Source organism: Tenacibaculum sp. nBUS_03, from assembly GCF_051201695.1.
Lineage (GTDB): Bacteria > Bacteroidota > Bacteroidia > Flavobacteriales > Flavobacteriaceae > Polaribacter.
Map to the genome: position 1 here is coordinate 3,449,198 of NZ_CP179214.1, position 18,344 is coordinate 3,467,541.

The following is an 18,344-nucleotide window of genomic DNA, read 5'->3' on the forward strand; positions in this document are numbered from 1 at the left end:
TTGTAAGTATTAGTGTGTATAAGTTTTTACTTGGTCAAACTATTTTAGTAATTTCGACGTTGTAAAATTTGAACGTAAATATACTAAAGTTAATGCAAAAATTTTTAGCCCTTTTTTTGATAATCGTGTTGTTTTTTTCTTGTAAAAACATAAATAAAAATCAGGTTGATGTATCTAATATTTCAATAAATTTTAAACTTGATAGATTTGATATAGATTTTTATGATGTTCCCGAAAAACAATTAAGTGAGTTGAAACAACACTATTCATTTTTATTTCCTTTCGGTGTTCATGATAGTGTGTGGTTAAAGAAAAGAAAAGATAAAGATGAGCAAGATTTGTTTGTTGAAGTGCAAAAAAAATATCCTACTATAGATAAGTTGAAAAATGAGTTAACATTATTGTTTAAGCATGTAAAATACTATAACACAAAATTTAAGAGTCCTAGGGTAGTAACCATGCTTACAAATATTGATTATGATCATAGAGTAGTGTATGCTGATAGTTTGATGCTAATTTCATTAGATGCTTATTTAGGAAAAAAGCATGAATTTTATGGAGAGTACCCTGCGTATATTAAGGAAAATAATACCAAGGAACGAATAATAATTGATGTAGCTAACTCTATCATAAATAAGCAAATATTGACAGGAAAGGGAAGAACTTTTATTCATAAGATGGTGTATAAAGGGAAAAAAATGTATTTGTTAGATGCTTATTTGCCCATGATTAATGATCGAATAAAAATTGGATACAACGAGTTGAAATACGGTTGGGCTAAAAATAATGAAGAACAAATATGGCAATACTTTATGGAAAAGGATTTGTTGTTTAGTACTGATAAAAGTTTAGACAGAAGATTTTTAGAAATAGCTCCTTTTTCAAAATTTTATAAAGAAGAAGATACCTTGTCACCAGGAAGAATAGGAGAGTGGATTGGATGGCAAATTGTAAGGTCGTTTATGGAGAAGAATGATGTATCTTTGCATCAATTAATACAAACAAACGAAGAGGAAATCTTTAAAAAATCTAATTATAAACCAAGAAGAAAATGAGTGTAGTACATAAATCGGAAATAGCATTTAAAGTAGGGTTAGACGAGAATAGAATACCTGAGGAAATTTCATGGAATGCTGAAGACGGTGGAATTAAAAATGAAGATACTAAGGCTATTATGTTATCAGTCTGGATCACAAGACAAAAGATACACTTCGAATGGATCTATGGACTAAAGATATGCCAGTTGATGAAATGAAACAGTTTTTTCATCAAACATTAGTATCTATGGCAGGGTCGTTTGAAAGAGCTACAAATGATGAGAAAATGAGTGCTACTATGAGAGATTTTTGCGATTATTTTGCAGAAAAATTAGAGCTAGTAAAAAAATAAAAAGCAACTTTTCAGTTGCTTTTTTTATGAAGTATGGTTTTTTATTTTATTAATTATAAATTCATAATCTTCTGAATTATTAACAAAATCTAAATTAGAAACATCAATAATTAGAATATTGAGATCTGGTTGAGTTTTTATAAAATTACTATAACCATCATGAATTTTTTGTAAATAACTTGCTTCAATATTTTGTTCATAATCACGACCTCTTTTTTTTATGTTTTGTAATAGTCGTGTTGTATTTTGATATAGATACACATAAAGGTTTGGCTTTGTAATTTCTTTATACATCATGTCAAACATTTTTCTATATAAAGTATACTCATCATTCTGAAGAGTAATTTGAGCAAAAATTAATGATTTAAAAATATAATAGTCAGAAACAATAAAATTTTTAAACAAATCAAATTGAGCTAAGTCCTCCGAAAGTTGTTGGTATCTATCTGCCAAGAAGCTCATTTCTAATGGAAATGCATATCGTTCATTGTCGTTGTAAAATTTTGGCAAAAACGGATTGTCAGCAAAACGTTCTAAAACTATTTTTGCATTAAATTCATCAGCCATCATTTTTGTTAAAGAAGTCTTTCCAGCTCCAATATTACCTTCAATCGCTATATAATTATACTTTTCGGTAATAGGTATCGGTCTGTTTAGTTTTTCAGGAACAGTCTTTATTTTTGATGTATCTGTACAGTTATTTAAACAGTCAATTATCTTTATTTTTTCAATAGGATGAATTACATTTTTTGCAATTTCAACTAATGGAACAAGTGCAAACTTCCGTTCTAGCATTCTAGGATGAGGAACTATTAAGTTTTTTGAAAAAATGATTTCATCATCAAAAAGAAGAATATCAATATCTATTAACCTATCAGAATACGAATTATTATCGTTTCTTATTCTACCTATATCATTCTCAATTTTAAGAAGAGTTGAGATTAATGTTTCAGGAGGTAAGTAGGTAGATACTTTTATACAAGTATTATAAAAATTATTACTGCTGAATCCCCAAGAGGGTGTTTCATATATTGGGGCAACCTTTAGTATCGATCCTACTTTATTTGCAACCATATCAATTGCAATTTGTAAGTTTTTTAACTTACTTCCTTGGTTTGTTCCTAATGAAAGGTATGTAATTCGTTGTATTTTCATTTATAGAATACAAAGAAAAATAAAATATAAAAGAATATAGATATAAAGAAGAGTTTTATTTTAATAATGGTAACATAAATTTTTTTGTTGTTTTATAAAAAGTAGGGTAAAAAACTTTTAATTAGTTATACTATTATAATTAGTTTTTAACTGTTTATTAATTTAAAAGATAGAAAGAATGAAAGTAGTGAGTTTATTTTTGCGAATACTAGAGTTGATATGTCTTTTTATATCCTTGCCTTTTAAAATATCTAAAGGGCAAAAAAAGAGAGCATATAAACGGATCAAAAAGCAATTAATATCCGTTAATTTAATTTAGGTTTGTTTGGACTTAGATAAAATGATTACTAGGTAGGGTAAAGTAAAATTTGATTGTTTTATAATTGAATTTCTTAATAGAGTAAGGTTTTTTTAAGAATATAATTGGGGAATTATATCTTGATTTATAAAAAATCTTTTAATTATAAAGGCTACCAAATTCTTGGTAGCCTTTTGATTTTTAATACAAAATAATTAGTTAAAATTTATAGTTAATACCTAATTGTATGCCTAAGCTGTTAGGGGTTCCTAAAGCTTTATGTTGAAGGCTGAAATATTTTTTATAATTTAATTCTAGATTAAAATAAGTGTTTTTAAATAATTTAAGTTCTGAAGAAATACCTAAGTTTATTGATCCAGCTTTATCATTAAATGAATTATTATAACCAATATTCAGTTTTTCTTTATTAGAACTACTTAGGTAAAGAGTATTACTTTCTTGATATAGCATACTGTATCCTACTATGGTACTTAAATTATAATGTCCATTTAAAACTTTATATTTCATTTCTAATGGGAATTCTAAATAATTTACCTCTTGTGTTATATTAATCACATTATCAGTGCTAATAAAATTATTAATTTCATTATTGTTACTACTGATTGTTATACCAGGTTGTTTTAGAATTGTTGAAATTTGACTACTGATGTTTTTAGTATTAATGTTGTTGATATTGCTTTTTAATCTTAGTTTTTGTATGCCAAGTCTTATTAAAAATGTATTGTTAATTCTATAATTAATATACATACCATAGTTGTAAGAGTATGAGTGATCTATTGTGTTTGAACCAAGTTTATTACTATAAATATCATTTAAATTACTTAAGGAGTTAAAGTAGTTAACTCCGAAATTTGCAGTTACACTTATTTTTCTTTTTGTTGATTGATTTTCATAAGTATTTTTATCTATTGTAGAAGTTGAGCTAGTACAGTTATATGGTTTAACTCCTTTAATTTTAAGTTTAATATAATTTCTTTTAATTTTACTAGGTTGTTTAAGTACTATTGTTTTTTTATTTATAACTGTAACTTTTTTATCAATTTTTTTAGTCTTTTTAAAATTTACATTATTTTTCTCTTTTCTCTTCTCTTTAATGCTTCTGCAACTAGTGGACTTTTTTCCTTTTTCTATAGTTTTGCATACGTTATTATTAACTTCTTCTATTTTGTTAATTGGTCTTAAAGCTATTTTTCTTTGTTTTATATATATTGTTAATACTAATAGGCCTATTAATAGTAGTATAATGATGATTTTATTAGTCCAGTTTTTCTTTCTTGGTTTAAGTTCTGATGTAATATTATTCCAAACAAAATCATCAGGCGTATCTTTATAGCCTTCTAATCTATCTCTAAAAACATCACCTATGTCTTTATTATTCTTCATGTGAACTGTTTGTTTTTTTATAGTTTAGCACTTTGTTTTTTAATATTTTTTTTGCTCTAAATAAGTTAGATTTAGAAGTCCCTTCTGATATAGAAAGCATTTTAGAAATTTCTTTATGAGAGTAGTTATCTAATTCATATAGATTGAAACATAATCTGTATTGATCTGGTAATTCTTGAATAAATTTTAATATTATGGATAGTGGAATTTCATTTATTGGAGGTATTTCTATTGTATCTTTTAAATGTATATCTTGCAAACTAGCGCTTGATTTTATGTTTTTTTTGTATTTATCAATTGCTTTATTAATTGTAATTCTTTTCATCCATCCTTCAAAAGACCCTTTGTTATTGAATTTTTTTATATTGTTTAAAATTTCAATAAAAGAATCTTGAAGGTTGTCTTGTGCTTCTTCTCTGTTTGTACAATACTTTAAGGATACACCGAATAATACATCTTTATATCGTTTATAAAGCGTGTTTTGTGCTTGGTGTTCTTTTTTTATACAAGAATTAATTATTTTTTTTAATTCCAACTTTTATTTCTTTAACATTTACATAAAGTTTAAAGTAAATGAAAATATAATATAAATAATATTAAATAGTTATTTTACAATTTTAAAGCATTCTGTGAACCTTGCGCTAAAAAATATGTTTTTATGATTTTTAAAATGTTATTTAACTTAATTTAGGTTTATATCATTTGAATAAGTATGTTAAAGTTTTCCATTTAAGGACCAAGTGTCGTATGTCTTAGATAAAGGCATTCCATTATAAGTTGTTTCGTCAATTTTTGTTTTATAAACATTTTTAGATTTAATTTTTATAGAGGTAAATGCGTTTTGATTAGAATCTAACATTGATTGTTCTTAATTAAGCTTAGGTATAACTTTTTTTGAATAGCTTGTTATTATTTGGATAAAAACAATAACGTAAGTATTTTCATACTAAAAAAATATTTTCTAAGTATCATCTTCATCATACGCTACATAAGCACTGGTAAGTCCCTTTTGGTAGTCTTTATTCTCTTTTTTAAGAAAAAAATTATAATTAACCCAGCAATACCCTTGGTTCCCCCAGTTTGTTCCCCATGAGTTAACAATGTTAAATGCATTCATTTTATCATCATATCCAACTATTAAAATTGCATGTCCACAAAGACCTTCAATGGGATATTTACTATAAGTATTTGTAATATATTGTCCATTTTGGTTTTCAAAATCAAGGTTTTTAAAGTCCATAGAAATTACAATAGGTTGTTTTTGGTATAGCAATGTTTTTACTAGATTTATCAATGTGTAGTTCTTTTTGGTAATTGTGTCAGGAACGTTAACATAATAATACTCTTTAATTTTATTTTTTTTAGCTAGGGTAAGTTGTTTATTGGTAGGTAAGCTAGAACAACTAATATCACTGTAAGGAAACTCTTCCCAGCTAACTGTTCCTTGAGTTTTTAAGAATTCTAAAGCATTTTGAATACTAGAACCTGAGAAGCAGTTTGAGTCTTCTTTAGTTTGATTATACACAAAAGAAGGGCTCATTACATCTTTATATGACGAGTAATGATAGTTGTGTTGTATTTTTTCTTGATAACTTTTTAAATAATAGGTTGTTGCCCATGATACGCAACTACTCTGATACCCCTGACTTCTTACAGGTGGTATGTTTGTTGATAAGTCTACCGAACTAGGTAAACTATCGGGAATTGTAATTAAATTTATTAGTTCAACTAATGAAGAGTTTTTTAAAGTATCATCACAAATATTTCCTGTTAGATTAGGATCGTTAGGACATTGTTGAGAAGTAATTACATCAGGTACAATAATAGGAGGGGTTTCATTTTCAAGAGGTAACTGAATGTATGAATATTCACAGCTATACATAAAAATAACAAACAGAGAGATAATAAATAGTTGACTTTTTTTTCTCATTTTAAATAATTTAGAGTATTATTTAATAGTCTAAGTAATTAAAAAAGGTTGCGTTAAAATCAAAAAAAATCGCCAAAAAATATTTTTTGGCGATTTTTTTATAAAAAATGAAAGTTTTTATTCTTCCTTTTTAGCTTCTCTAGGTTTTCTTTCATCACGACGATTATCACGCCCACGATTGTTATCTCTATTTCTATTATTATCTCTAGGAGGTCTTGCTACATAGCCCTCAGGTTTAGGTAATAATGCTTTTCTTGAAACTTTTTCTTTACGAGTTTTAGGGTCAATTCCAAAATACTTAATATCAAGTATATCACCTAGTTTAACAACGTCAGTAACATTATTTGTACGTTCCCAAGCTAATTCACTTACGTGTAATAAAACTTCATTACCTGGAGCTTCAGTATATTCTACTACAGCACCAAAATCTAAAATTTTAATTACTTTAACTTGATAAACAGAGCCTCTTTCTGGTTTAAACATCATAGACTCAATGCGAGCAATAACTTTTTCAATTCCTTCAGGACTTGTTCCTAAAATTTCAACAATTCCTTCTTCAGTAACAGGGTCTTCATTAATAACAATGGTAGTTTCTGTTTCTTTTTGTAATTCTTGAATATGTTTACCACCTGGTCCAATAAAAGCACCAATCATATCATTAGGGATAGTTCTGGTAATCATTTTTGGAGCATGTGCTTTTACCTCTTTGCTAGGTTGAGCAATAGTATCTGTTAACTTTTCAAGTATATGTAAACGACCTTCACGAGCTTGTTTTAATGCATTAACTAATATCTCGTAAGATAAACCTTTAACTTTAATGTCCATCTGACAAGCGGTAATACCATCAGCAGTACCAGTTACTTTAAAGTCCATATCACCTAAGTGATCTTCGTCTCCTAAAATGTCAGATAGAACAGCATAACGATCACCATCAGAAATTAATCCCATAGCGATACCAGAAACTGGTTTCTTTAGTTGAACTCCAGCATCCATTAAAGCCATAGTTCCAGAACATACAGTTGCCATAGAAGAAGAACCGTTTGATTCTAATACTTCAGATACTACACGAACTGTATAAGGACAATCCTCAGGGATCATTCCTTTTAATGCTCGTTGTGCTAAGTTACCGTGTCCAACTTCTCTTCTAGAAGTTCCTCTTAATGGTCTAGCTTCACCTGTACAAAAAGGAGGGAAATTATAGTGTAAATAGAATGTTTCTTCAGCTTCATAAGAAGGCATATCTATCTGATTTGCTTCTCTAGAAGTTCCTAATGTAACTGTAGCCAAAGCTTGAGTTTCACCACGAGTAAAAATAGAAGAACCATGAGTAGAAGGTAAATAATCAACTTCACACCAAATTGGTCTTATATCAGTAGTTTTACGTCCGTCTAAGCGTAAGCCTTCTGAAAGAGTTAATTCTCTAACCGCATTTTTTTGTGCTTTATTGAAATATTTTCCAATTAAATCTCCAAAGTCTTCAATTTCTTCTTCTGTAAATGAAGCAATAATTTCTTCTTTCACTTCAGAAAAAGCCAAACCTCTTTCTTTTTTGGAAGTTCCTTTTTTTGCTATGTCATAACATTTTTGATATGCAGCATCATGAATTTTCTTCGCTAGTTCTTCATCTTCCCTTTCAGGCTCGTATTCACGAGTTTCTTTTTTACCGAAAGCTTCAGCTAAACGTACCTGTGCAGCACATTGAACTTTAATTGCCTCATGAGCAAATTTAATAGCATCGGCCATTTCTTCTTCTGTAACTTCATCCATTTCACCTTCAACCATCATAACAGAGTCAGCAGAGGCACCAATCATCATATCTAAATCTGCATCGGCTAATTGAGTTCTATTAGGATTGATAATGAATTCACCGTTTACTCTTGCAACTCTTACCTCTGAAATAGGAGTTTCAAAAGGAATATCACTTAGTTGAATCACAGTTGAAGCAGCTAATCCAGCTAAAGCATCTGGCATAACGTTTTCATCATGTGACATTAATTGAATCATTACCTGTGTTTCTGCATGATAATCTTTTGGAAATAATGGACGTAATACACGATCTACTAAACGCATTGTTAGTACTTCTCCATCACTAGGTCTTGCTTCTCTTTTAAAGAAACCACCTGGATATCGCCCTGCGGCTGCAAATTTTTCTCTATAGTCTACAGTTAATGGTAAAAAATCAACATCAGATTGTTTGTAGTTAGATACAACTGTACATAACAACATTGCTTTTCCCATTTGAACAACAACTGAACCGTGTGCTTGTTTTGCTAATTTACCCGTTTCTAATGAAATGGTTCTTCCATCTCCAAGGTCAATGACCTCTCTAAATACTTTTGGAATCATAAAGTGTTTTTTCTAAAAATTTTAATTCGTTTTTTGTGTTGTTGTGTTGCTGTTGTTTTCAATGGAAGTATAAATACTTTTAATTGAAGTTTTTAAAATTAAAAACGAAGCTAAAAGTAATGAATTTTATTCAATTTTTTACAATAAAAAAGAGGCAGGAAATTCCTGCCTCTTTTTGTAAGGATTATTTTCTAATACCTAATTCTTTGATAATTGCACGATATCTGTTGATTTCTTTTTTCTTTAAGTAATCTAACAAACTTCTACGCTTACCTACCATTTTTACTAAAGAACGCTCAGTATTAAAATCTTTACGATTTCTTTTTAAGTGCTCAGTTAAATGGTTAATTCTATGCGTGAATAACGCAATTTGTCCTTCTGCTGTTCCAGTATCGTTGTTACCTTTACCGTGTTTAGCAAAAATTTCTTGTTTTACTTCTTTAGTTAAATACATACCAATATTGTTTAAATGATTTTAATGTACTCAATGATTTTTCATTGAAGGTGCAAATGTACAATTATTTTTTTATGATAAACTCAATTAGATAAGAAAAATACAATAACAACTAATGATGTTAAATATAAAGTAATCAGATAGATATTCTACTTTTCTTTATAAAAGAAAAAAGCCAGTTTTAACTGGCTTTTTATTTTATGCTCTAATAGGTTGATTTTGTATCAGGTCAATATATAAGTTAACTTGTTGTTTTAGTTTTTTTCTTTCATAAATTCCATCCAGAAAACCATGTTCAAGAACAAATTCAGAACGTTGGAAACCTTCAGGTAATTCTTTACCAGTTGTGTCTTTTACAACGCGGGGTCCGGCAAAAGCAATTAAAGCATTTGGTTCAGCAATATTAATATCACCAAGCATTGCAAAAGAAGCTGTTGTTCCTCCAGTTGTTGGGTCGGTACATAACGATATGTACGGTATTTTAGCATCGGCTAATTGTGCTAATTTAGCTGAAGTTTTTACTAATTGCATTAGTGATAAAGATGCTTCCATCATACGAGCTCCTCCAGATTTTGAAACCATTAAGAAAGGTAACTCGTTTTTGATTGAATAATCAATAGCACGTGCTATTTTTTCTCCAACAACACTTCCCATTGAACCACCAATAAAAGCAAAATCCATTGAAGCAATAACAATGTCTTTACCCATTGATTTTCCAACAGCAGTTCTAACGGCATCCTTTAATCCTGTTTTCTTTTGAGCATCCTTTAAACGTTCTGGGTATTTTTTAGTGTCCTCAAATTTTAAAGGATCTTTAGCAGTTAGTTTTGCATCCAATTCTTTAAATTCATTGTTATCAAAAAATAATTCAAAATATTCTTTGCTACCTATTCGTACATGATATCCATCTTCAGGACTTACATATAGGTTTTTCTTTAATTCTTCAGTATCAATTACCTTTCCGCTTGGGGTTTTATACCACAAGCCTTTTGGTGTGTCTTTTTTTTCTTCAGTTGGGGTCTGAATTCCTTTGTCTTTACGTTTAAACCAAGCCATAATATTCGTCTATAGTTATTTGTTTATGAGTATTTGGTTTTCTTTTTCGATAGCTTTTTTATTTTTTTGATAAAGCTAAATTACTATAAAGTATTAACATTATTTAAATCTTCGAAAGCCTTTTTTAATCTAGCTTTAAATGTTTGCTCTCCTTCGCGCAACCATTTACGAGGATCATAGTATTTCTTATTAGGCATATCACTCCCTTCAGGATTTCCTATTTGTGCTTGTAAATATGCTGATTTTTCTGTAATATAATCACGAATACCTTCAGTGAAAGCATACTGTAAATCAGTATCAATATTCATTTTAATTACACCATATCCTATTGCTTCACGAATTTCTTCTAAAGTAGATCCTGAACCTCCGTGAAAAACGAAGTCTATCGAATTATGTGGAACATTGTATTTTTCAGAGATATATTCTTGAGAATTCTTTAAGATTTTTGGAGTTAATTTTACGTTTCCAGGTTTGTAAACACCATGAACATTTCCAAAAGCAGCTGCAATTGTAAATTGATCACTTACTTTTAATAATTCTTCGTAAGCATAAGCTACTTCTTCTGGTTGAGTGTATAACTTAGAAACGTCTACATCTGAATTATCTACACCATCTTCCTCTCCACCAGTAATTCCTAATTCAATTTCTAGTGTCATACCCATTTTACTCATTCGAGCTAAGTATTTTTTGCAAATTTCAATGTTCTCTTCAAGTGGCTCTTCACTTAAATCAATCATATGAGAGCTATATAATGATTTCCCTGTTTCTTTATAAAATTCTTCACTTGCATCTAATAAACCATCAATCCAAGGTAATAGTTTTTTAGCAGCGTGGTCAGTATGTAAAATTACTGGTACACCATAAGCTTCAGCTAATAAATGTATATGTTTTGCTCCAGCTACTGCTCCAGCAATAGCCGATTTTTCGTTTTCATTAGATAAACCTTTTCCAGCATTGAATTGCGCACCTCCATTAGAAAATTGAATAATTACAGGTGAATTTAGTTCTTTTGCAGTTTCTAATACTGTATTAATAGTATTTGAACCTACAACATTAACTGCGGGTAAGGCAAAGTTTTTTTCTTTTGCTAATTTAAAAATCTCTTGAACTTCTTTACCTGTGGCAACTCCAGCTTTTATCATTTTATAATTTTTAGTTTACAGTTGTTTGAAAAGACAAATCTACACTTTTTTAGCTAAGTTCCGACGATTTTTTTATGATAACGTTTTCGTTAAAATGGGTAGTTAATACCTATGTTTAATACTGAGCTAGAGAAATTAAAATTATTGAACCATTTATTTTCTGGTGCGTATGGTTCATGAATCTTAAAGCCTAAATCCAAACGTGCAATTAAAAATTTAAAATCATATCTTAATCCAAAACCACCAGCTACCGCTAAATCTTTTATCGATTTAAAGCCATTAAGCTTTTCAGATTCATCAATAACATCATAATTATTAATACTCCATATATTACCAGCATCAGTAAATAAAGCTCCTTTAAGAGAGCCCAGTATGTCAAAGCGGTATTCAAAACTTGTTAAGAATTTAAAACTACCAATGTTGTACTCTAAGCCAGGAAGTCTTGTTCCAGGCCCTAAATCATAAGTTCTCCAAGCTCTTATGTCATTTGACCCTCCAGCAAAATAACTACGTGAAAAAGGAATTTCTGAATTATTATAGGTAAAAATAGCTCCTAAAAATGTTCTGTGTGCAAGAACAGAATTATTACCTAAACTCCAATATTTTTTATATTCTATATCTGTTTTGAAATATTGGGCTACTGGGATTTTAAAAACTGTTGATTGGTTGTTTTCATTTTTTTGTTTTGATAAAATTCCCATTACATTACCAGAGTTTGCTACTCTTATTTTGAAGAAAGAGAAGCTTTGATCTTTAGCCCCTTGTTGATTATTATAGGTGAAGCTATAAGCGATTTCAGGAATTAAAAAATCAGAGGTAACTATTTGATATCTATTAATGATATTTAAAATTGTTTTTAAATCATTAGGGTCAGTTATTTTATCTGCTATATCTCCAACATATTTTGTTATTTGATTAAAGCTTCCAGAGATATTTAATGGAATTGGTATTGATGGGGCAACTACCTTTCCGATAGCTACTAATTTGTTATATTCAGATCTATAAATTGAAAAATAGTTTTGAACGTTTAAGTTACGAATATATTGTGCGTTCATTAATTCTAATTGAATTGTCTTTTTTCTATTATACTTCCATCTATAATCAACACCAACAGATATATTTTGTTTATCTAACCCTATGTTCTTTTGAATATTTATTCCCGCAAAAAACTTTGTTTTAGGAAACATGCTTTTAGGAACAAACTTATGTAATCCAAAAGGAGCCATGAACCTAGGAACTTCTAATGATATATTACTACCCAACTCCCAACCAGGACCATTATTAGAGTTAAAGTACGAGCCAAGTGCCGATAGTTTAAATATTTCAGCACCTTTAAATGTGTTTCTATTAATTAAAGAAAACTTTCCAGACACATCAAAATTTCTAATGTTAGAGCGAGAAAGTTCCGAATCAAAACTTAAGGTGTATTTTTCTTTTGGAGTTAAAAAGATATTTGCTTCTAATTCGTGGTCATTTAATTCATTAAATCTAATAGAAGTTGATTTAAAGTTTTGTAGCCCCCTTAAATGTGTTCTTGTTAAGTTTCGGAGAGAATCACTGTAAACATTGTTAGGTTTTATAAATAAAGATTGTGATAGGTATTTGGGGTTGTATTTTTGTTTATCATGAGCTAAATACTGAACGTTTTTGTATAGAGTTGAATCTTTGTATGGGCTGTTTTTTTTGCTGTAAGAATAATCTGTAACAACATTTATTCTTTTTATTTTTTGAATTTTATAGGGTTTTGTATAATAATTCCCATTTTCTTCGACTGTTCTATCCGAAATAACTAATTCTATGTTTGTTTTATAATTCGCAGTATCTGAAACGTAAAAATCGATACTGTTATTTTTATCAAAGTGAAAAACACCATTATTCCTAAAAAGTTTTGTTAGTCTATTAGCTTCATTGATAAAGTTTTGATCATTATATTGTTGATTAGGTTTTAAGTAGCTTTCATATTTGCTAATTTTGTAAATAGAATCTAAAACTGGAGATTTAATTTCTCTAGAAATAGAGTCTATAAATAATGCTTTCCCTTTATTGATATAGTAAGATATTGCTCCTTTTTTACTAGATATAGTGTCTTTTTTTGAAGTAATTTTCGCTTTAAAATACCCTTGGTTTTGTAAGTAGGTATTTAGATTTTCTATAGTTCTTTTGGTTTTTTTATCACTTATAATGATGGGGGCTTGTCCACTTTTTAGAAACCAATTATTGAAGCTGATAGCTGACTTTGCTGCAGATATACTTTGTTTCTCTGAGAATATATTTTTAAAAAAAGAATATGTTTTAGGGTGTTTTTTACCCCACATACTAGGAGTTTTAGGTCCCTCAGGATTTCCAATATTGTAAAAATGTAATGATAAAGGAAGTCCAAAAGTTTTGGCGTTTGGGCGTTGTATTAAAAGCTCATTTAAATTTTCATCTGAAGTTTTTACACTATCAACAAATACAGTATTTCTTGCTAATAGCAATTCGTTTTTTTTTACATATTTTATTGTATTACATGAATAGAATAATACTAATAATAAAAGGATGAAAGAAAGTTTTTTCATTAACTTTACGCCTCGAATTTAATTACCAAAAATACTGTTTTTTGGTGGTTTTATAATGTTAAAAATTATTTAATGAGCTTATCTAAAAATAATATAAAATTAATAACTAGTTTACAGCAAAAAAAGTATAGACAAAAGCATAAATTATTTATTGCAGAAGGAATTAAGGTAGTAAATGAATTATTAAAATCTAATTTAGAAGTTTATCAGATATTTTGTGTAGATGATTTTTTGAGATTTGATATAAATATAAATGTAATTCAAATTTCTGAAGTGGAATTAAAAAAAGTAAGTTCATTAAAAAGTCCCAATAAAGTTTTAGCATTATTTAGAATTCCAGAAGAAAAATTAACTAGAAAAGATGATTTTATTGTAGCTCTTGATGGAATAAATGATCCTGGGAATTTAGGAACAATCATCCGTTTATGTGATTGGTTTGGTGTAGAAGAACTTATCTGTTCAGATAATACTGTTGATTGTTACAATCAAAAAGTGGTACAATCAACCATGGGGTCTTTAACTAGGGTTAATATTCGTTATGCCCAACTTTCTGATTATTTGAAAGCTACAGATTTACCTGTTTTTACAGCGGATATGGATGGTGAAAATGTGTATGAAAAACATTCATTGCCACAAAAAGCTATTTTAGTTATGGGAAATGAGGCAAATGGTATTTCTTCTGAAATAGCAACAATTGTTGAAAACAAGTTAACAATTCCTCGATTTGGAGAGGTTCAACAAACTGAAAGCTTAAATGTTGCGACTGCTACTGCTATTTTATTAAGTGAGTTTAAAAGAAGGTTAGGTTAGTTTTCTCTAATGTTTAAATAAAATTATTACTAGTACTCCCTAATTCTTTAATAGTAATATATCCTTTTTCTTCTTTCCATTTTGCAATGTATGGATTGTAGTTGCATTCTGTTGTATGAAACCATTCTTTTTCATTCTTTTTTTGAGGTATTCTATTATCTACACACATATATTTAAACTCACAATCTTTACATACATCACAAGCATCTTTGTGAACATTCCAAAATTTTTGAAATTCGTTGCTAGTAATAATTTCACTGAGTTTCTCTATCAAATTCAAATCATCCAAATTAGCAAATATCTCTATAGATTCGGGTGTGTTTTTAATTTCTCCTTTATTTCCAATATATAGCTTTTTATTAAAATAATTATGGTGAAAATGAGATTCTACGAATAATGGGTAATTAAAATCTACAGAGTCTCTATGTACAAAAGGTCTATTATCTTTTTGTGTGATTAGTATTCTAAATCTATTTTTTTCTAGTAAGATTTCTTTATTATTTGTAAGAATAGTAACTGATTCAGGGAAGGGTTTGTCTTTTATTTTTTCTTCAATCTGATTTATAATATTGCTGTTAAGATCAATAACTAAATTTGGCACACAAATTTTTTCGCAAATATCAATTACTTCGTCAATTCCAATTAAAGAAGAATAGTTGTAAATTAAAAACTCTATGTGATACTTTGATTCGTATTGTAATTTTTTTTTAGGAAAATTATTTTTAGTATTCTCTGGGATCTTATAAACCATCCTGTTTTCTGTCAAAAAATCAAATAAACCAGGTGTTACATCTTCTTTTTTAAAAAAACGTTTTTTTATCAATTCATGAATTTCAAAAGCTTGATTGTTTTCTATATGGAATAGATTATTATTTTTAAAATTACCTAAAATACTTTTTTTATAACCTTTAGTTAAAGTTATGTTACTTGAAATTACAAACATGTTTACACTATTTTTTTTATAGGTACTGTAAAAAAGTTCCAATTTGATCTGCTATTTTTGGAGTAAAAACTATTAGTTTCTTTTGGGATAAATCCTTTTTTAGAAAATGAACGGGTATTTAACATGTCTAAAGGAAGTTGATGCTTTTTAATAAACTCCGTATATTCTTTAGTGTCCTTCATATTGAATTATTTCTTGCGCAATTACTTTATTTAAATCTATGCCACACACATTACCTAAATATCCAAATTGACCAATAGGGTTTACTTCTAAAAAGTAATATTCATCATCTTCTGTATAAATAAAATCAAATGAGCCTGTATTTAATTTAAGATAGCTCATTAATTTAAAAATTTTTGTTTTAAGAGAGTCAGGAATAGTATAGGGTTCGTCTAAGTATGGGTTTTCAGTATTGTATACACGATAATCAACGGCAGACTCTTTATTCATCTGAGAGAAAATAGCCATTGCATAAATTTTTTTCAAGAAAACAAAAACTCTGATTTCAAATAGTTTTTTTATTTCCTTTTGAATAAGAGAAGTCATGAATTCTTCAGAAGAAGAAGTGTTTTCTATCCGTGCTGTATAGTTTAAAAACTTTTGAGTTTTTGTTTCCATTTTTAGTGGAATCGCTAGAGTTTTTGAAATGTAATTTTCGTTTGAGTTTAAATCATTGAAGTTTGTTTTTAAATATGTATGAGGAATTTTAAAGCCACATTTTTTAGACTCTTCTAGAACAATAAGTTTGTTAATAAGCGCTAAACCCCATAAGCCAATGATATTATATTTTTTTTGAAAAAAATATGCAAGAAATTCGTCTAAATTTTGAATATAACTGTAAAAATAATCTTTAACTGAGTTTTGGTTCAATAGAATATCAGGTATTTTATTAACATTGAATTTTAACTCACCATTTCTGATAAAAACAGTTTTCAATTTATTTAAGTTTATTATGGTTTCATGTTTTTTATCATTAATCAATAAAAGCATTTCCTCGGTTTGCATATCATAATTGTAAATACTAATAAGATCATTATAAGTATTGATACAGAAAAAGTTAACTTTAAAATAGGCCAACCAATCTGCTATGAATTTTAAATTTCTGTCATTTTTTGAGGATATTATTAAATATTCGGGGTGTTTTATTATTTTTTGATTCATGAATTAGAATGAAAACCACCACTGAAAGTGGTGGTAAGAGTTATTTTAAGATCTAAATATTTGTTGTTTAGCATACACATCAAAGTCGTAATTACCATTCATATAACATCTAAGACCTAAATCACCTTGATCTTCCCCATTTGGGCCTGCGCTTAGTGTTTGTTCCCAGTTTGGAGCACCTCCTTTTATTTTGTTTAATTCTGTTTTTTCGTTTTCAAATTTTCTAAAACTTTCAAATTTTTTCATGATTAATAGATTTTGGTAATGCCTACAAATTTGCAAGTGTAGTCTTCTTGTTAATAAATATTTGCATAGTTTTTTAATCTGACAATTAAATAATCTATGACTTAGATAAAGTGTGTCAGCACTTGTTTGTTTATATAATCAAGTATAGTGTACTTGTTTTCATTACCCTTTTAAAAGACATAAAATGAAAATATATTAGATTAGTTGTTGGTGTAATGTGTAATCTTTGAAATGTAGCGATGTATTAGCTTATCTAATTTTGTTGATATTACAATTAATCTTTTTAATTTTTCCAAAAATGAAAAGGCTATTTTATTGGCGTTACTAAAAAAATCATTCGTGAATTTTATTTTTATAACATATCTATTCTACATCTAGAATTTTATTAGACTCTAACAGTTTCAATGTATTTAATGTCTAGGCCTATTTTGAAGTTCGGTTTAGGGAAATTAAAGTTTCTATTGTATTCTTTTTTGTTTTACTATATCTATCTGTTCATAGATAATGGATAAAAAAGAGGTCTCTTGTTGATGATATAATTGTGTGCCAAAACAACTTCTTTTGAAGTTGTAAGCCGTTTATACATAAGTAGTTTGTATCTATGTGCTTCCGCATAAGTAACGTCATTTTTATTACAGCTCAAAAAAAACAATTAATGACTAATAAGAAAGGGAAGTATTCTATCTTTAGATAGATTTATTATTTATAATAACTATGTTTATACCCATTTTGTCAACGTAAGAAATATAGAAATATGAAAAAAATCATAGTTTTGTCTTTTTTAGATTCTAAAACAGGGGGGGAGCCTAAAATAAGCCATTAATTTGAGCATCAATTTTATCAATTACTATCCCTAAATCTTCTTGGTTTTCTACAAAATCTAAATCATCAACATCAATAATTAACAATTTCCCTTTGTCGTATGTAGAAATCCATGCTTCGTAGCGTTCATTTAACCTACTTAAATAATCAATACTTATTGAATTTTCATATTCTCTACCTCTTTTATGAATCTGACCAACCAGGGTAGAAATGTCAGCACGTAGGTAAATTAACAAATCTGGAGGAGTAACTAAGTTTTCCATCAATTCAAACAAAGAACTATAATTGCTATAATCTCTATTTGTCATTAATCCCATTCCATGTAAGTTAGGAGCAAAAATATGAGCATCTTCATATATGGTTCTGTCTTGGATAATTTTTTTTCCAGATTTACGTAATTCCAAAACTTGACGAAAACGACTGTTCAAGAAAAACACTTGTAAGTTAAAAGACCAACGTTCCATTTCAGCGTAAAAATCATCTAAATATGGGTTTTCATCTACTGATTCAAAATGAGGGTCCCAGTTGTAATGTTTTGCTAATAATTTAGTTAGAGTGGTTTTTCCTGCACCGATGTTTCCGGCAATAGCTACATGCATAATTTGTGAATTTCTGCTGGTAAAACTACAT

The 18,344-nt window shown here is 28.4% G+C and carries 16 protein-coding genes and 1 pseudogene; 3 read left to right on the forward strand and 14 right to left on the reverse strand.

From position 1 onward, the window contains the following. The first annotated feature begins 92 nt into the window (after nt 1–92). Both gldB and gldC read left to right on the forward strand, forming a co-directional pair. Nucleotides 93–1,055 (forward strand): gliding motility lipoprotein GldB, encoded by a 963-nt coding sequence (gene gldB / locus ACMFBB_RS15655; RefSeq protein ID WP_435261679.1) that lies wholly within the window; start codon nt 93–95, stop codon nt 1,053–1,055. Beyond that, nucleotides 1,052–1,389 (forward strand): annotated as a pseudogene (gene gldC, locus ACMFBB_RS15660) (gliding motility protein GldC). Before gldB ends, gldC begins: the two are co-directional and overlap by 4 nt. A gap of 24 nt (nt 1,390–1,413) precedes the next feature. On the opposite strand, the gene folK reads toward gldC, so the two are convergent. The 10 genes from folK to ACMFBB_RS15710 form a co-directional block, all read right to left on the reverse strand. Further along, on the reverse strand, nt 1,414–2,544 hold the full coding sequence (gene folK / locus ACMFBB_RS15665) for a 2-amino-4-hydroxy-6-hydroxymethyldihydropteridine diphosphokinase (RefSeq protein ID WP_435261680.1): 1,131 nt from the start codon (nt 2,542–2,544) through the stop codon (nt 1,414–1,416). Nucleotides 2,545–3,061: 517 nt separating this feature from the next. After that, complete coding sequence (locus tag ACMFBB_RS15670) at nt 3,062–4,246, reverse strand: hypothetical protein (RefSeq protein WP_435261681.1); 1,185 nt, start codon at nt 4,244–4,246, stop codon at nt 3,062–3,064. After that, nucleotides 4,236–4,781, reverse strand: coding sequence for an RNA polymerase sigma factor (locus ACMFBB_RS15675; RefSeq protein ID WP_435261682.1), 546 nt, complete (start codon nt 4,779–4,781; stop codon nt 4,236–4,238). Before ACMFBB_RS15675 ends, ACMFBB_RS15670 begins: the two co-directional genes overlap by 11 nt. 180 nt (nt 4,782–4,961) lie before the next feature. Next, on the reverse strand, nt 4,962–5,105 hold the full coding sequence (locus ACMFBB_RS15680) for a hypothetical protein (RefSeq protein WP_435261683.1): 144 nt from the start codon (nt 5,103–5,105) through the stop codon (nt 4,962–4,964). A gap of 102 nt (nt 5,106–5,207) precedes the next feature. After that, nucleotides 5,208–6,176 carry a C1 family peptidase gene (locus ACMFBB_RS15685; protein WP_435261684.1) on the reverse strand — a complete coding sequence of 323 codons (969 nt, stop codon included), beginning with the start codon at nt 6,174–6,176 and terminating at the stop codon, nt 5,208–5,210. 117 nt (nt 6,177–6,293) lie between these two features. Continuing rightward, on the reverse strand, nt 6,294–8,522 hold the full coding sequence (locus ACMFBB_RS15690; protein ID WP_435261685.1) for a polyribonucleotide nucleotidyltransferase: 2,229 nt from the start codon (nt 8,520–8,522) through the stop codon (nt 6,294–6,296). A gap of 184 nt (nt 8,523–8,706) precedes the next feature. Then, nucleotides 8,707–8,976: a 30S ribosomal protein S15 gene (gene rpsO, locus ACMFBB_RS15695; RefSeq protein ID WP_093870262.1), complete on the reverse strand. Its 270-nt coding sequence runs from the start codon at nt 8,974–8,976 to the stop codon at nt 8,707–8,709. Nucleotides 8,977–9,174: 198 nt separating this feature from the next. Further along, nucleotides 9,175–10,032 carry an acetyl-CoA carboxylase, carboxyltransferase subunit beta gene (gene accD / locus ACMFBB_RS15700; RefSeq protein ID WP_435261686.1) on the reverse strand — a complete coding sequence of 286 codons (858 nt, stop codon included), beginning with the start codon at nt 10,030–10,032 and terminating at the stop codon, nt 9,175–9,177. Between the two features lie 83 nt (nt 10,033–10,115). Continuing rightward, nucleotides 10,116–11,174 carry a class II fructose-bisphosphate aldolase gene (fbaA, locus tag ACMFBB_RS15705; RefSeq protein WP_435261687.1) on the reverse strand — a complete coding sequence of 353 codons (1,059 nt, stop codon included), beginning with the start codon at nt 11,172–11,174 and terminating at the stop codon, nt 10,116–10,118. Between the two features lie 89 nt (nt 11,175–11,263). Next, nucleotides 11,264–13,732, reverse strand: a complete 2,469-nt coding sequence (locus ACMFBB_RS15710) for a BamA/TamA family outer membrane protein (protein WP_435261688.1) — start codon at nt 13,730–13,732, stop codon at nt 11,264–11,266. 72 nt (nt 13,733–13,804) lie between these two features. Here ACMFBB_RS15710 and ACMFBB_RS15715 point away from each other — a divergent pair, with 72 nt between their 5' ends. After that, complete coding sequence (locus tag ACMFBB_RS15715; protein WP_435261689.1) at nt 13,805–14,542, forward strand: TrmH family RNA methyltransferase; 738 nt, start codon at nt 13,805–13,807, stop codon at nt 14,540–14,542. A 13-nt stretch (nt 14,543–14,555) separates the two neighbouring features. Here ACMFBB_RS15715 and ACMFBB_RS15720 read toward each other — a convergent pair whose 3' ends face one another. The 4 genes from ACMFBB_RS15720 to ACMFBB_RS15735 form a co-directional block, all read right to left on the reverse strand. After that, the gene (locus tag ACMFBB_RS15720) at nt 14,556–15,485 is read right to left on the reverse strand and encodes a hypothetical protein (protein ID WP_435261690.1); all 930 of its coding nucleotides are present in this window, start codon (nt 15,483–15,485) and stop codon (nt 14,556–14,558) included. A gap of 168 nt (nt 15,486–15,653) precedes the next feature. Next, entirely contained in the window at nt 15,654–16,646 is a 993-nt protein-coding gene (locus ACMFBB_RS15725) for a hypothetical protein (protein WP_435261691.1), read from the reverse strand. Between the two features lie 45 nt (nt 16,647–16,691). Continuing rightward, nucleotides 16,692–16,892: a hypothetical protein gene (locus ACMFBB_RS15730; RefSeq protein WP_435261692.1), complete on the reverse strand. Its 201-nt coding sequence runs from the start codon at nt 16,890–16,892 to the stop codon at nt 16,692–16,694. 806 nt (nt 16,893–17,698) lie between these two features. After that, nucleotides 17,699–18,313 (reverse strand): deoxynucleoside kinase, encoded by a 615-nt coding sequence (locus ACMFBB_RS15735; RefSeq protein WP_435261693.1) that lies wholly within the window; start codon nt 18,311–18,313, stop codon nt 17,699–17,701. Nucleotides 18,314–18,344: the final 31 nt, after the last annotated feature.